The organism is Prevotella sp. C0026C3, assembly GCF_056590795.1.
This window is the reverse complement of the sequence record NZ_JBWPWW010000004.1, coordinates 132,536-147,293: the sequence shown is the minus strand read 5'-3', so window position 1 is coordinate 147,293 and position 14,758 is coordinate 132,536. Positions and strand designations below refer to the sequence as shown.

12 protein-coding genes are annotated in these 14,758 nt (G+C 46.2%); 10 read left to right on the top strand and 2 right to left on the bottom strand.

What is annotated here, in order from left to right; genetic code table 11:
- Positions 1-100 precede the first annotated feature (100 nt).
- From AC1EK4_RS03985 to AC1EK4_RS03975, 3 genes are read left to right on the top strand one after another with little or no spacing between them, the layout of a single operon-like run.
- Positions 101-1,861 carry a tetratricopeptide repeat protein gene (locus AC1EK4_RS03985; RefSeq protein ID WP_480357098.1) on the top strand — a complete coding sequence of 587 codons (1,761 nt, stop codon included), beginning with the start codon at positions 101-103 and terminating at the stop codon, positions 1,859-1,861.
- 5 nt (positions 1,862-1,866) lie between these two features.
- Positions 1,867-2,793 (top strand): lipoprotein insertase outer membrane protein LolB1, encoded by a 927-nt coding sequence (gene lolB1 / locus AC1EK4_RS03980; protein WP_480357133.1) that lies wholly within the window; start codon positions 1,867-1,869, stop codon positions 2,791-2,793.
- Positions 2,794-4,452, top strand: coding sequence for a murein hydrolase activator EnvC family protein (locus AC1EK4_RS03975; protein ID WP_480357097.1), 1,659 nt, complete (start codon positions 2,794-2,796; stop codon positions 4,450-4,452). It abuts the gene before it with no gap.
- Between the two features lie 137 nt (positions 4,453-4,589).
- On the opposite strand, the gene AC1EK4_RS03970 is transcribed toward AC1EK4_RS03975, so the two are convergent.
- The gene (locus AC1EK4_RS03970; RefSeq protein ID WP_480357095.1) at positions 4,590-5,669 is read right to left on the bottom strand and encodes a M20 family metallo-hydrolase; all 1,080 of its coding nucleotides are present in this window, start codon (positions 5,667-5,669) and stop codon (positions 4,590-4,592) included.
- Positions 5,670-5,758: 89 nt separating this feature from the next.
- On the opposite strand from AC1EK4_RS03970, the gene AC1EK4_RS03965 reads away from it, so the two are divergent.
- The 4 genes from AC1EK4_RS03965 to AC1EK4_RS03950 all read left to right on the top strand — a co-directional run bounded on the left by AC1EK4_RS03965 (position 5,759) and on the right by AC1EK4_RS03950 (position 9,613).
- Positions 5,759-7,567, top strand: coding sequence for an AMP-dependent synthetase/ligase (locus tag AC1EK4_RS03965; protein WP_480357094.1), 1,809 nt, complete (start codon positions 5,759-5,761; stop codon positions 7,565-7,567).
- 34 nt (positions 7,568-7,601) lie between these two features.
- Positions 7,602-8,720: a peptide chain release factor 2 gene (prfB, locus tag AC1EK4_RS03960; RefSeq protein ID WP_036896229.1), complete on the top strand. Its 1,119-nt coding sequence runs from the start codon at positions 7,602-7,604 to the stop codon at positions 8,718-8,720.
- Between the two features lie 92 nt (positions 8,721-8,812).
- Positions 8,813-8,953: a hypothetical protein gene (locus tag AC1EK4_RS03955; protein ID WP_197421733.1), complete on the top strand. Its 141-nt coding sequence runs from the start codon at positions 8,813-8,815 to the stop codon at positions 8,951-8,953.
- Between the two features lie 159 nt (positions 8,954-9,112).
- Positions 9,113-9,613, top strand: coding sequence for a CYTH domain-containing protein (locus AC1EK4_RS03950; RefSeq protein WP_480357092.1), 501 nt, complete (start codon positions 9,113-9,115; stop codon positions 9,611-9,613).
- Here the strand turns inward: AC1EK4_RS03950 and AC1EK4_RS03945 are convergent.
- Positions 9,573-9,965, bottom strand: coding sequence for a VanZ family protein (locus AC1EK4_RS03945; protein WP_036896230.1), 393 nt, complete (start codon positions 9,963-9,965; stop codon positions 9,573-9,575). The genes AC1EK4_RS03950 and AC1EK4_RS03945 overlap by 41 nt on opposite strands.
- A 511-nt stretch (positions 9,966-10,476) precedes the next feature.
- Here AC1EK4_RS03945 and AC1EK4_RS03940 point away from each other — a divergent pair.
- The 3 genes from AC1EK4_RS03940 (at position 10,477) to AC1EK4_RS03930 (ending at position 14,739) form a co-directional block, all read left to right on the top strand.
- Positions 10,477-11,190, top strand: a complete 714-nt coding sequence (locus AC1EK4_RS03940) for a DUF6563 family protein (RefSeq protein ID WP_480357090.1) — start codon at positions 10,477-10,479, stop codon at positions 11,188-11,190.
- Between the two features lie 673 nt (positions 11,191-11,863).
- Positions 11,864-13,723: a 2-oxoacid:acceptor oxidoreductase subunit alpha gene (locus AC1EK4_RS03935; protein ID WP_062433727.1), complete on the top strand. Its 1,860-nt coding sequence runs from the start codon at positions 11,864-11,866 to the stop codon at positions 13,721-13,723.
- 17 nt (positions 13,724-13,740) lie between these two features.
- Entirely contained in the window at positions 13,741-14,739 is a 999-nt protein-coding gene (locus tag AC1EK4_RS03930; RefSeq protein WP_036896233.1) for a 2-oxoacid:ferredoxin oxidoreductase subunit beta, read from the top strand.
- Positions 14,740-14,758 lie beyond the last annotated feature (19 nt).

Sequence of the window (14,758 nt, the reverse complement as noted above, 5' to 3'; positions counted from 1 at the left end):
TATATAGTCATACGTCTGTTAACTCCGACGCATAGCGACTAACTTCCCTTAATTTCCGATAACTCCAAAGGTGAGCATCATTGCGAAACTGAGATAGAATATGAAGCATTTGATATCTTTATTGGCGGCTTTCATGGGTGCAGCCATCTTATACCCTGCCCTAGCCGACAACGATATACATACAACCAAACCCAAGTTTACGGTTGATACCATACCGGCTGTCATTCGTAACAGTTACGAAGCTCATTTCTTGGAGGCTGCGCGACAACTCAATGCCAATCACGACGACTCGGCACTGACGTTGTTGAACCGTTGTATTGATATGAAACCGGAGGCTGCCGAAGCTTATTTCCTGCGCTCACGTATCTATGGTATACAGCACGAAGACACGTTGGCCATGGCCGATTTGCAGCATGCTGCCGCGCTCAATCCGCAGAATAGCACCTATCAGGAGAACGTAGCACAGAACTATATCAACTTTCGGCAGTTCGATAAGGCTATCGTTGCTTTTGAGAAACTATATGAGAACAATCGAGACCGTAGTGATGTACTGAATGTGTTGATACAACTTTATCAGCACGAAAAGAACTACGATATGATGCTTGACGCCACCAACAGACTGGAACTGATGGAAGGTAACAGTGAGGATATGACGTTGGCGAAGATACGTATCTACGAGATGAAGGGCGATAAGAAGTCGGCTTTCAAAGTTCTCAAGGCACTTTGCGACGCTCATCCCAGCGATGTGAACTACCGAGTGATGATGGGTAACTGGCTGATGCAGAACAGTAAGCAGAAAGATGCTTACAAGATATTCCAACAAGCATTGAAAGAAGAGCCCGACAACGTGTATGCTGAAAGTTCTATGCGCGACTATTATCGTGCCACGGGTAAGGATTCTTTAGCGCACGAATTGACGGAACGTATCTTGATGAGTCGCAAGACGAGCTCGCAAGACCGCGTCACCATGATGCGACAACTGATTCAGGAGAGCGAGAAAGATGGTAAGGACAGTATGGATATTGTGCGATTGTTCGACCGCGTATTACAACATAATCCGAAAGACGGAGACGTGGCTGAGTTGGCAGCAGCCTATATGACACTGAAAAAGATGCCCGAAGACAGTGTCAAGCGGGCGTTGAATCGCGTGCTAAGTATTAGTCCCGATAACGTAGGTGCACGCTTACAACTCATTCAAGGGTTGTGGTCCAAGAAAAAGTGGGACGATATTATCGCGCTATGCGAACCGGCTTTGCTCTATAATCCCGACGAAATGGCATTCTACTATTTCAAGGGACTGGCCTATTATCAAAAGGAGAACAATGATGAAGCGCTGTCTACGTTCCGCAAAGGGGTGAGTCAAATCAACTCGCGTAGCAATCCCGATATTGTATCCGACTTCTATGCCATCATGGGAGACATACTTCATCAGAAGGGACAGGCCCAAGAGTCGTTTGCAGCTTACGATAGTTGTTTGCAATGGAAGTCTGATAATGTGGGTTGTCTGAACAATTATGCTTACTATCTTAGCGAAGAGGGGCAAGATTTGAAGCGTGCTGAGGAGATGAGTTTCCGCACAGTGAAGGCCGAACCCAAGAATTCTACTTTCTTGGATACTTATGCTTGGATTCTATTCTTGCAAAGCCGATACGAAGAATCGAAGATTTATATAGATCAAGCTATCAAGAACGACACCGACTCGGTGGTGAGTGCGGTGGTCTTGGAGCATGCCGGTGACATACACGCTATGTGTAATGAACCTGATAAGGCGGTGGACTTTTGGCAGCAAGCCGTCAAGGCGGGTAGTACAAGTGCGCTGATACAGAAGAAATTGAAGTTGAAGAAATATATCAAAGAATAGGTATGATGAGAACAAAGATAATTTATAAGATAGGATTGATGGGCATGAGTGCGCTCTTGTTCCTAGCCTCTTGCGGCAGCAAAAAGGCTTTGGTAAAAGAAGGACAAGGCGTTGCCGGTGTGACCACCCAATCTGGTAAGACGGGCGGAAAGGCTACTAATGCGACTACTCCCGACTTGCAACGATTGGCATTTGTGCAGAAAGTGGCCGACACCAAAGTGTATGCGGAGAATATTGTAGGCGGTATTACGTTCAATTTGAAGGCAGGCGACAAGGATATTACAATGCCCGGGCAGTTGCGTATGCGTAAAGATGAGGTGATACGATTGCAGATTACCATCCCGTTGCTGGGTACAGAGGTGGGGCGACTGGAGTTTACACCAACCTATGTGCTCGTCATCGACCGTCTACACAAGCAATATGTGAAGGCCAATTACAATGAGTTGGACTTCTTAAAGAATAACGGTTTGAATTTCTACAGTTTACAGGCATTGTTCTGGAACCAATTGTTCTTGCCCAGACAGCAGAAGGTATCAGAGTCGAACTTGAAGAAATATGGTGTCGATTTGCAGGCTATGGGCGCTATGGTGCCCGTTACTTTGACCGATGGTAACATAACTTATCAATGGAATGCAGGTAAGAATGACGGTCGAATCATGCGTACCGATGTCACCTATAAGAGTGCACAGCACGGCACATCGACCTTGGTATGGAACTATTCCAATTTCAAGAGCGTGGGTGTGAAGTCGTTCCCCAGTACACAGGTGTTCTCTTTTACCACCACAGCTACCAAGAAGAAACAGCAAGCTACAATCTCTATCTCTATGAATGAGGTGACAACCAACGGCAACTGGGATACACAGACGACTGTATCTGATAGATATAAGCAGATTGCAGCACAGGATATCTTGAAACAAATCATGAACTTATAAATGAAGAAGATACTGTTGATATTGTTGGCTGTAGCTTTTACTGCAGTTGCTCCCGCCCAAAAGAAGACGGTGAAGACGCAGAAACGGAAGGCACAGACGACGGTTAAAAAGAAGAAGACCACTATTACAAAGGCGACAAAGAAGAAGACAGCCGTCTATTCCAACGCGTCTATCAAGAGTCTGCAAGGCCAGCGTTCGCAGATACAAAAGAAGATTAAGCAACAAGAACAGCAGTTGCGAGCCAATCAAGCCGACGTGAAGAAGCGATTGGAAAATCTCATTAGCCTGAATACTCAGATTGATGAGCGACAGAAAAATATCGAAGGTATTCAGAAAGATATTCACCATATCGAGGGCAACTTGGATATATTGAAGGCGCAGTTGCAAACATTGGAGCAACAATTGGCCGACCGTAAGACGAAATATATCAAGTCTATGCGTTACATGGCACGCAATAGTACGATACAAGATAAGCTGATGTTTATATTCTCGGCAAAGAACTTGGCGCAGATATATAGACGCTTACGCTTCGTTCGTGAATATGCCGACTACCAAAAAGCCCAAGGCGAGATGGTCAAAGCCAAGCAAGCACAAGTGGATAGTAAGCATCAGCAGTTGCAGGATGTTCGTAGTCAGAAGAATAACTTGCTTTATAAGGGTAAGAAAGAACAGTCGGCGTTGATTGGACAGCAGGACGAACAGAAGAAAGTAGTGGCTTCGTTGCAGAATCAACAGAAGACGATTCAGAAGGTAATCAACGAACAACGCCAGAAAGATGCGGCTCTGAATGCACAGATTGATCGCTTGATAGCCATTGAAGTAGAGAAAGCCCGGCAGCGAGCTATTGCTGAAGCGAAGCGTAAGGCGGCCGCTCAAGAAGCAGCAAGGAAGCGTGCTGAGGAGTTAGCTCGGCGGAAAGCAGCAGCCGAAGCAGCGGCACGAGAGAACGCTCGTCGTATTGCTGAGGCTAAAGAACGTGAGGCTAAGTTGAAGGCCGAGGCCGAAGCGGCTCGTCAAGCACAACTTCAGGCAGCGGCAGATGTTGCCAAGAAGGAGAGTAAAGAGCGTGCTCAGAAGTTGGCAAATGAAGCTGCTGAACGTCGGGAAGCAGCAGAACAAGCTGCACGTGAGGCAGAGTCGGCTCGTATAGCGGCCGAACGTAAGGCACGAGTAGATGAAGCTCGCGAGGCCAAAGAGATAGCCGATGCTACGAAAAAGAATAATGAAGCACAGCGATTCAGTACGGTAGACCGTATGATGAGTGGTGGATTTGAAGCTAACAAAGGTCGATTGCCGATGCCGATTACTGGTAGTTATCAGGTTGTGAGCCACTTCGGACAACATAAAGTGGATGGTCTGAAGAACGTAAGTTTGGATAATAAAGGTATCAATATCAAGGGAAATTCGGGCTGTATGGCTCGTTCCATCTATGATGGTGAGGTGAGTGCTGTATTCGGATTTGCCGGTTCGATGGTCGTTATGGTGCGTCATGGCGCCTATATCTCGGTATATTGCAACCTGAAATCGGTGAGTGTGACGAAAGGACAAAAAGTTTCTACCCGCCAAGCATTAGGTGCTGTAGGTATCGACAACATCCTCCAATTCCAATTAAGAAGAGAAACTGCCAAGTTAAACCCTGAGGTTTGGTTGGGGAGATAAAGAGTCTAGCGATAGATAATATTTGTAAAAAGTAATTATCTATACGGCTCAAAGATAGCAAGAAAATCTTATTAATCGGCTCAAATTGAGCTGATTAAGTATAATTTTATATCGATTTTGAGCCGATTAAGGGCTTTTCAAAATTGTTGGTAGAACGGTATCTTGCATCCATCCAGTATCTTTTGATACATGTCGATGGCGTTTTCCATCTCTTGGATATAGATGAATTCATCGGCAGAATGCGAGCGTGATGACTCTCCGGGGCCAAGTTTAAACGATGGGAATGGCATGAGAGCTTGGTCGCTGAGGGTTGGTGAGCCATAAGGAGTAAGGCCTGTGTCTACACAGCGGCGTACCAAAGGGTGTTCAATGTCGATGTGCGACGAGCGGAGATGGAACGAGTGGGCATGCACTTCCGACTTTACATGCTGGCAAATGAAGTCGTATACCTCTTGATTATCGTAGTATTCGTTGGTTCGGATATCCACCAACATCTTGCATTCATCGGGTATCACATTGTGTTGTGTGCCTGCATTGATAACCGTTACCGTCATCTTTGTCGGACCAAGAAACGGACTCACCTTCTCAAAACGATAGTCGCGAAGCCATAGTAGGTCGTCTAATGCCTCGTAAATGGCATTCACTCCCTCGTTACGGGCGGCGTGTCCCGATTTCCCACGAGCTATGACGTCGAGCACCATCAGTCCTTTTTCGGCAATGGCAGGCTGTAATCCGGTGGGTTCACCCACTACTGCCACATCAATAGATGGCAATAATGGCAACACACGACGGATACCATTAGCTCCCGAAACCTCCTCTTCTGCCGATGCCAAATATACCAAGTTATAAGGTTGTGGACGCTCCACTAGATAGCGGAATGTTTGTAGTAGGGTGGTCAACCCGCCTCCACAATCGTTGCTACCCAACCCGAATAATTTTCCATCTTCAATCGTTGGACTGAACGGATTGCGTGTCCAAGTTGCCACAGGTTTCACAGTATCGAGGTGAGCATTCAACAACAGAGTGGGACGCGAGCTGTCAAAGTGTGGGTCTATCGCCCATACATTGTTCGCCTCACGGCAAGGTGAGAAACCATAATCGGCTATGGTTTGAAACATTACATCGGCTGCTTTTTCCTCATCTCGGCTAGTTGATGGGATGGCAATGAGTTGGCTGAGCAGTCGAACGGCTTCGTTGGTATATTCTTTCTGTGTCATAGGTGTAGGCAAAAGTAATAAAATAATTATAATTTTTTGCTGTTCTATCTGATTTACACTATCTTTGCAAGAAATAAAATCGTTAGATTATGCAAACAATATGCCACCTCTCAGTCCTTATTCATGAACAAGCAAAGAAGTATGCGAACCGTCCTGTGTTGACATATCGTAATTTTGGAAGCAGAGAGTGGAAGACTGTTTCATGGAATCAATTCTCTTTACGCGTCAAACAAGTGAGCAATGCGCTTCTTAATTTGGGTATTAAGCCTCAAGAGCACATTGCCGTTTATGCCCAAAACTGCGTACAATATCTCTATACAGACTTTGGTGCTTATGGTATAAGAGTTGTTTCTGTGCCGTTTTATTCTACTAGTAGCGAGCAGCAGATACAACATATGATTAACGATGGAAGCATCCGTTTTGTTTTTGTTGGCGAACAGGAACAGTATGATAGAGCCCATCGTATTTTTGCATTATGCCCTACTTTGGAGCGTATCATCGTTTTCGACCGTGGCGTAAGAATCAGTACGCACGACCCTGCAAGTATTTATTTCGATGATTTTATAAAACTTGGAGAAGACCTTCCTCGCCAGACAGAGGTCGAAGCATTGTGGAAAGAAGCTTCCGACGACGATTTATGCAACATCCTTTATACCAGTGGAAGCACTGGAGATAGCAAAGGTGTGCAGCTCACATACAGTCAATATACTGCTTCTCTCAAAGCGAATGGAGAGTGTGTACCCGTCGGTGAGAAGGATAGAGTCATCAATTTCCTTCCTTTTTCCCATATTTTTGAGCGTGCATGGGCATACTTATCCTTGTCAGCAGGTGCACAGTTGATAGTCAATACCAATCCGAAAGAGATACAGGATAGCATGCGCGAGACCCATCCTACGTGTATGAGCAGTGTCCCAAGGTTTTGGGAGAAAGTCTATATAGCTGTAAAAGCACGTGTGGAAAGTTCAAGTGCGGTGCAACGCAAGTTGTTCTTGCATGCTTTGTCGGTCGGTAAGAAGCGCAATATAGAGTATCTCAGCAAAGGCAAACGAGTACCGTTGGCACTTGAGTTGGAATATAAAGTGATGAATAAGACTATTCTCAGTCTTGTGCGTAAGCAGATAGGACTTGAGAATCCCAATATCTTCCCTACGGCAGGAGCTTATGTTTCGCCCGAAGTAGAAGAGTTTGTACATTCCGTTGGCATTGATATGCTCGTAGGATATGGACTCACCGAGAGTCTGGCCACAGTCTCTTGCGACCACAAGGGTAAACCATTTACCTTGGGATCTGTAGGTCGTCCAATCAATGGGCTAGAGATAAAGATAGGCGAAAACAACGAAGTCTTGCTCAAAGGGCCAACGATTACGCCCGGTTACTACAAGCGCGATACCACCAATGCAGCTGCTTTTGATGAAGACGGATTTTTCCATACGGGCGACGCAGGGTATCTGAAAGATGGCGAACTCTTCTTGACCGAGCGCATCAAAGACCTCTTTAAAACTTCGAATGGTAAGTATATAGCTCCTCAACATTTGGAAGCCATGCTGTTAGTCGATAAATATATAGAGCAAACAGCGGTGGTAGCCGACCAACGCAAGTTCGTTTCCGCGCTTATAGTTCCTGAATATACCGTCCTAGAAGAGTGGGCTCGCGAGCATCATGTGGCTTTCAACAACCGCGAAGAACTGTGTAATAATGCCGAGGTCAAGCAGATGATGAAAGAGCGTATCGACACGCTCATGCAGGGATTGGCCTATTACGAGCAGGTGAAACGATTCACCCTGTTGCCTCATCATTTCTCGATGGAGACGGGAGAATTAACCAATACGCTCAAACTGAAGCGTGGAGTTATCAATAAGAATTACAAGAACGTCATAGAAGACATGTACGCTGAATAGGCCGGTACGCTCTATCGACACATCAAATAAGTAAATGATTACATCCGATCAACTCAAAAATGTGATGGAGCGTGCCGACGCTTTACATCATTATTTGAATATAGACCAGAAGAAAGTAGAGTTCGAAGAAGAACAATTACGTACCCAAGCTCCCGACTTTTGGGAAGATGCGCAACGCGCTCAAGACCAAATGAAGAAGGTAAAGAGTATTGAGAAGTGGCTCAAGGACTATCAACAAGTACGCCAACTTGCTGATGAGTTACAGTTGGCTTTCGACTTTTACCGCGACGAAATGGTCACCGAACAAGAGGTAGACGACCTTTATGCGAAGGTTATCACGGCCATTGAAGCGCTCGAACTCAAGAATATGCTCCGTCAGGAAGAAGATCCGATGGACTGTGTGATGAAGATTAACTCCGGAGCCGGCGGTACCGAGAGTCAGGATTGGGCTTCCATGCTCATGCGTATGTATATGCGGTGGGCCGAAGCTCATGGATATAATGTCACCATCAGCAACCTACAAGATGGCGATGAGGCCGGCATTAAGAGTGTCACGATGAAGATTGAGGGGAGTGAATATGCTTATGGCTACCTCAAGAGCGAGAATGGTGTGCACCGATTGGTACGTGTTTCACCATTCAATGCACAGGGTAAGCGCATGACAAGTTTTGCCAGTGTGTTCGTAACTCCGCTGGTCGACGATACTATCGAGGTGTTTGTAGACCCTGCCCGACTCTCTTGGGACACCTTCCGATCGGGTGGTGCGGGCGGTCAGAACGTCAATAAGGTGGAGTCGGGTGTGCGTTTGCGCTATCAATACGAAGACCCCGACACCGGCGAACAAGAGGAAATCTTGATTGAGAATACCGAGACGCGCGACCAACCTAAGAACAAAGCCAAGGCTATGCAGCTTTTGAAGTCGCAGCTCTACGACCGTGCTATGAAGCGACGCCTCGAAGCTCAGGCCAAGATAGAGGCCGGTAAGAAGAAGATAGAATGGGGAAGTCAGATACGAAGTTACGTCTTCGACGACCGTCGTGTGAAAGACCATCGTACTAATTATCAGACCAATGATGTGGATAGTGTGATGAATGGCAAGCTCGATGAGTTTATCAAGGCTTACCTCATGGAGTATCCGGAAGAAGAGTCGTGATAGAGTGAAGGAGTTATATCCTCCCTCCTATTCTTTCTAATGCCCCTACTCTGCTTATCCTTTTCCAATAAATAACCTTTAATAAAAAATATATGAGTAACAACAGCAAACTGCACCGCGAACAACGCGCTGCTAAACAAGAGAAGCAAGCTAAGAAAGTAATCAACTGGATATTTGTCGGTTTGATTCTATTGGCAATCGCATTTGCCATCTATTCGATGACTATCGTATAATCAACTTGACTTTCGCAAGTTGATGTATATTGAGGAGATAACGGAAGATGACGGGAGCTAAAAAGGGATAGCAGGCATTTGTCCGATAACTCCTATTTACTCCTAGTAACTTCCAATAACTCCTAAGTTGAGCATCCATGCGAAACTTAAATAATGAATATGAGTGGATTAGAAATTGAAAGGAAATTCCTTGTGAAGAAAGGCGACATGTATAAGCGTGCCGCCTTTTCTTGTAGCCATATCCGGCAAGGCTATATTCCGGCGCAAGGTGCTACAGTAAGGGTGCGCGTACGCGACCATCAAGCCTTTTTGACTATCAAAGGTCCGTCGGTCAATGGGGGGATGTCGCGTTATGAATTTGAAAAAGAAATCACGCTTGATGAAGCCGGTCATCTGCTGGAATTGTGTCAAGGAGGCGTCATCGACAAGCATCGCTACCTTGTTAAGAACGGTAGCCATGTCTTCGAGGTAGACGAATTTCATGGCGATAACGATGGCCTCATCATGGCAGAAGTGGAGTTAAGCGACGAAACAGAGGCTTACGAGAAGCCCGATTTCATCGGACTAGAAGTGACGGGCGACCGCCGTTTCTACAATTCCCATCTGCTTCGCTCGCCTTTTAGTGTTTGGAGAAGCACTTTACCAGAAGAATACCGATAACTTGTCCCACTATTACGCCGAGTCCATCGGCCACGAAATCGAGCCAGTCTCCACTGCGTCGGCCACCTGTACACGTCGCTTGGGCTATCTCTATGAGCCCACCCATGACGAGCGGAGCAGCGCAAGCGGTAATCAATGCCTGCCTCCAAACGATAGGTTGATGCCTGCGTAGATATTCAAACCACACGATGCTACACAACATGAGATACATCACGACGTGCGTCCACTTATCTATCAGCGACACATGAGAGAGTGGAGTCTCCGGTATAGGTATCAAACATATCACCCAAATGACTACCACTAGCAACGTTGTTAGCGGATAGTACTTGATTGTTTCAGCTATTTTATTCATCTTTACAAAGGTAATCAACTTCTCGATAATAACATGTTATCATAGCGAGAGAATTGCATTCGCTCACGTATTACAAATCCATGATGATAGAAAAGCCCCACCCCAGCCCTCTCCAAAGGGAGAGGGAGAAAGAGAATAATCTTTTCTGTCGCTACAGAAGCCTCTCCCCAGCCCTCTCCAAAGGGAGAGGGAGAAAGAGAATAATCTTTTCTGCTTCATAATTTAAGAACTTATTAACTCAAAAACTTATAACTCCATCTCCCATTGTATCTTCCATCCCCTTTTGGGGAGGGAGGGGTGGGGCTGTTGCAGCCCCTCTTCAGCGTTACTGTCTCGCCCATTCAGCATCGCTGCAGAGCCTATACAGTAACGTTGTCGCAGCCTTGCAGAAAATTGAAAAAAATGATGTTGAGAATTTGTTGATTCTCATTTTTTTCTACTTTTGTCACTGTTGTTTTGCGAAATAATAAAATTTACTTGATAATCAGAATCTAATTAGCTTTAATACAAGGTGAAAACAAAGCATTTAGTAGTATTCATGTTCGTGAGTGTGTTATCTCTCCTCGGACAAAACGTGTATGCACAGACTAGTGAAGTCAACGATACCATTTCGCAAGATTCCACATCTACCATCACCACAGTGAATTATTGTATCACGTACGACGACCTGCAAGCTGGGCATTGGAGCAGTGTCGACTCTGTAGAGGTGGTTACCAAGAGTCGTACCAAGCAAGCGTGGTGGGGCGGAAAAGATTTTAAGTTCGACTCTGATAATAAGGCTACGAAGCGCTTACTCAAGAAAGAAGCCGTGGCAGTGATGTATCGTGATACTCTGCTTTTCAATTTAAATCATCTCAAAGACCGCGGAACCCTCTTTGGGAAGGGCTATGTTCGTGCACACAAGATGGCCGACGGTCGTTATCTCATCCTCTATTTCGATGTGGCAAAGATGAATACCAAGATGGTCGTTGGAGGTATGTTCGGTCTTATAGGTTCGTTGGCCGCCTCTGCGTCGGCTAACAAAGTGGCTAAACAAACTGTATGTTACATCGTGACACCGGGTGAGAAGAAGGTCAAGATTATTGATGAGAAAGTAATGCTTAGTTTGCTTGCGGGGCGTCCAGAGCTATATGATGAATATTATAAGACTAATAAAAAGGAGCGTACCTACGCCGAACATATCGTTCCGGTGCTGAAAAAAGCCGGTATTGTAGGCGAGGATTAAACGAGGAAACCTCTTCCCTAGGATGAGGGGAATATAAGAATGAAGAACATAGAGACGATGTAAGCATCGTCTCTTATAGTTTAAATCGCTTATCATCCATTTTATTTGCTATGAAGACTGAGTACATCTCATTTCTGCTCGCGCGGTATTTTATAGCTCATGTAGAATACTCAATAGATAGAAATACAATATGCTGTATCCACAAACCATAGTATTGTCTTTGTCGCGAAGCAACCAAAGAAAAATAACCGCGGACAAAGTCCGTGGAAAGTAGATCGTTATCGGTTATCAGTACCGAAAGTACTGAATAGGAATATCATGTAAGGAGGGCGCGGATTTTATCCGTATTGAGTACCTCTCGGCACTCATTTTCCTTGTAGATACATTTTTCCAGCGGTAATAAACCGCTGGTTATTCGTCTTTAGTCGCTTTGCGACATAAATCGGAAGAAGCACTTCTTCTTTCTGTAAGTAGAGGTCTTACTTTACTTATGAATTTATTTTATTCTGGAGACTTAAAGGCATCCGACTATTGAATGGACTGTTCTTCTAGCGAAAATAATTGTTGTTTTTCGGGCAACAAAGGTTAAAATGTGGTTTGTTTTTTGTTATGTCAACGATAATTTACACCTTTGTACACTTTGAATTAATAATCTAATAATAGTATAACACTTATGACAGAAGGGCTCGAAATAAAGGAACTGGATCAAGTTGTCGTCAGGTTCTCAGGCGATTCAGGCGACGGCATGCAGTTAGCAGGCACCATCTTCTCTACAGTATCCGCCATCGAAGGAAACGATATATCCACTTTCCCCGATTATCCCGCTGATATTCGCGCTCCGCAAGGTTCGCTTACAGGCGTCTCAGGCTACCAAGTCCACATCTCGGAAGATGAGGCTCTCACTCCCGGAGACTTATGTGACGTGCTCGTGGCAATGAATGCTGCGGCACTTAAGACCCAGTATAAATATGCCAAACCGCAGGCAACAATCATCATCGATGCCGATGATTTCGGGCCAAATGATCTTCGCAAGGCGGAATTCAAGACCGACGATTATCTTGGCGAATTAGGTATTGATCCCGACAGAGTGGTGCAATGCCCCATTACCAGTTTTGTAAAAGAGGCGTTGAAAGATTCAGGTATGGACAATAAGTCTATACTGAAGTGCCGCAATATGTTTGCTTTGGGTATTGTGTGCTGGCTCTTTGGGCGTAATCGGAAGTTGGTTGCCGATTTCCTGCGTAAGAAGTTTGTACGCAAGCCTCAACTGGCCGAGGCCAATATCAAGGTAGTCAATGCCGGCTACGATTATGGAGCTAACACCCATGCGAGCGTCCCCGCCACCTATCGCATAGAGAATCGACACAAGCATCCCGGCCGTTATATCGACATAACAGGTAATAAAGCCACCGCCTACGGATTGTTGGCTGCTGCCGAGCGTAGCGGACTGAAGTTGTTTTTAGGTTCTTATCCCATCACACCGGCCACCGATATACTCATCGAATTGTCCAAACACCGCTCCATGGGAGCTATCACCATGCAGTGCGAAGATGAACTAAGCGGTTGCGCTAGTGCCATTGGTGCAGCCTTTGGTGGTGCATTGGCTGTCACATCTACATCGGGTCCGGGTATCTGTTTGAAGTCGGAAGCCATGAATTTGGCTGTGATGGACGAGCTGCCTTTGGTAGTGATAGACGTTCAGCGTGGCGGTCCTTCGACCGGACTTCCCACGAAGGGCGAGCAAACCGACCTACTCCAAGTGCTCTTCGGGCGCAATGGAGAGAGCCCGATGCCCGTGATTACCCCCACCGGACCGACCGATTGTTTCTACGGAGCGTACATGGCGTGCAAGATTGCAGTAGAGCACATGACTCCTGTAGTGCTGTTGACCGATGCTTATATAGCCAATGGCTCGGCGGCATGGCGACTTCCTGACATCGCTGAATGGCCCGACATCAAGCCACATTTGGCTACTGAGGAACAGAAAGACAATTATTCTCCTTATGAGCGCGACCCGGAAACGGGGGCTCGCTATTGGGCTGTTCCGGGACAAGAGGGCTATATGCACATTCTTGGAGGACTGGAGAAGGAAAATGAAACGGGTAAAATCTCGAACAATCCGGAGAATCATAACCTCATGGTGAAGCTACGTGCAGAGAAGGTAGCACGTATTCCTGTGCCCGATGTACGCGTCATTGGCGATGCCGACGAAGCAGAATTACTCATCGTCGGATTTGGTGGAACCTATGGACATCTATGTACTGCCATGCGCGAACTGCGTAGTCGGGGACATCGGGTGGCTTTGGCTCATTTCAAATACATCAATCCGCTACCGGCCAATACAGCCGAAGTACTACACCGTTATCCGCGTGTGGTGGTTGCAGAACAGAATATGGGTCAGTTTGCCGGCTACCTTCGCATGAAGATAGATGGTTTCGTACCCCTGCAATACAACGAGGTGAAAGGCAAACCGTTTGTCGTGAGCGAACTCGTGGCAGCCTTTGAGAGAATGATAACAAACAAGTCGTGCTAGTATAATCTGTCTAATATATGAACGCAAATGATTTTAAAAAGGGACAGCCTCGTTGGTGTCCGGGCTGCGGAGACCATTTCTTCCTCAACTCTTTGGAAAAGGCAATGGCCGAAATAGGTGTTCCTCCCCATGAGACAGCTGTCATTACGGGTATCGGTTGTAGTGGCCGACTCTCGTATTATACCAATACATATGCTTTACAAACAATTCATGGACGTGCCGCTGCAGTTGCTACGGGACTGAAGATAGTACATCCTGAGCTCACCGTTTGGCAGGTGAGTGGCGACGGCGATGGCTTGGCTATCGGCGGTAACCATTTTATCCATGCCGTACGACGCAATGTCGACATCAATATGATACTGCTCAACAACCGTATCTATGGCTTGACAAAGGGGCAGTATAGTCCTACTTCGCCCCGTGGATTCGTCTCAAAGTCGAGCCCTTATGGTACTGTACAAGACCCATTCCGTCCTGCCGAGCTATGTTTTGGCGCTCGCGGACGCTTCTTTGCCCGTGCCGTTGCCAACGATGGGCAGCATACTGTGGACATACTCAAGGCTGCTTGGAAACACAAAGGTGCTTCGGTGTGCGAGATCTTACAAAACTGCATGATTTTCAACAACGGTGCTTACGACCCTGTCTACACACGTGAAGGGCGTAGTAAGAATGCCATTTACGTGGAACATGGGAAACCGTTGCTTTTTGGAGAAAACTTGGAATACGGGTTGGTACAAGAAGGTTTCGGCCTGTGTGTGGCCAAACTGGGTGAGAATGGTATTACCATCGACGATATATTGGTGCACGATGCCCATGCCATGGACAACACGTTGCAGTTGAAGTTGGCCATGATGGATACCGAACAAGGCTTCCCCGTGGCGCTGGGTGTGATTCGTGATGTTGATGCTCCCACTTACGATAGTTGTCTCAATGCACAAGTTGAGCAGGTCAAGGCTGCCAAGTCCTACCATACGTTCAACGAGTTGCTGGAGACAAACGATATTTGGGAAGTGAAGTGATTTTCCCTTTCTGCGCATA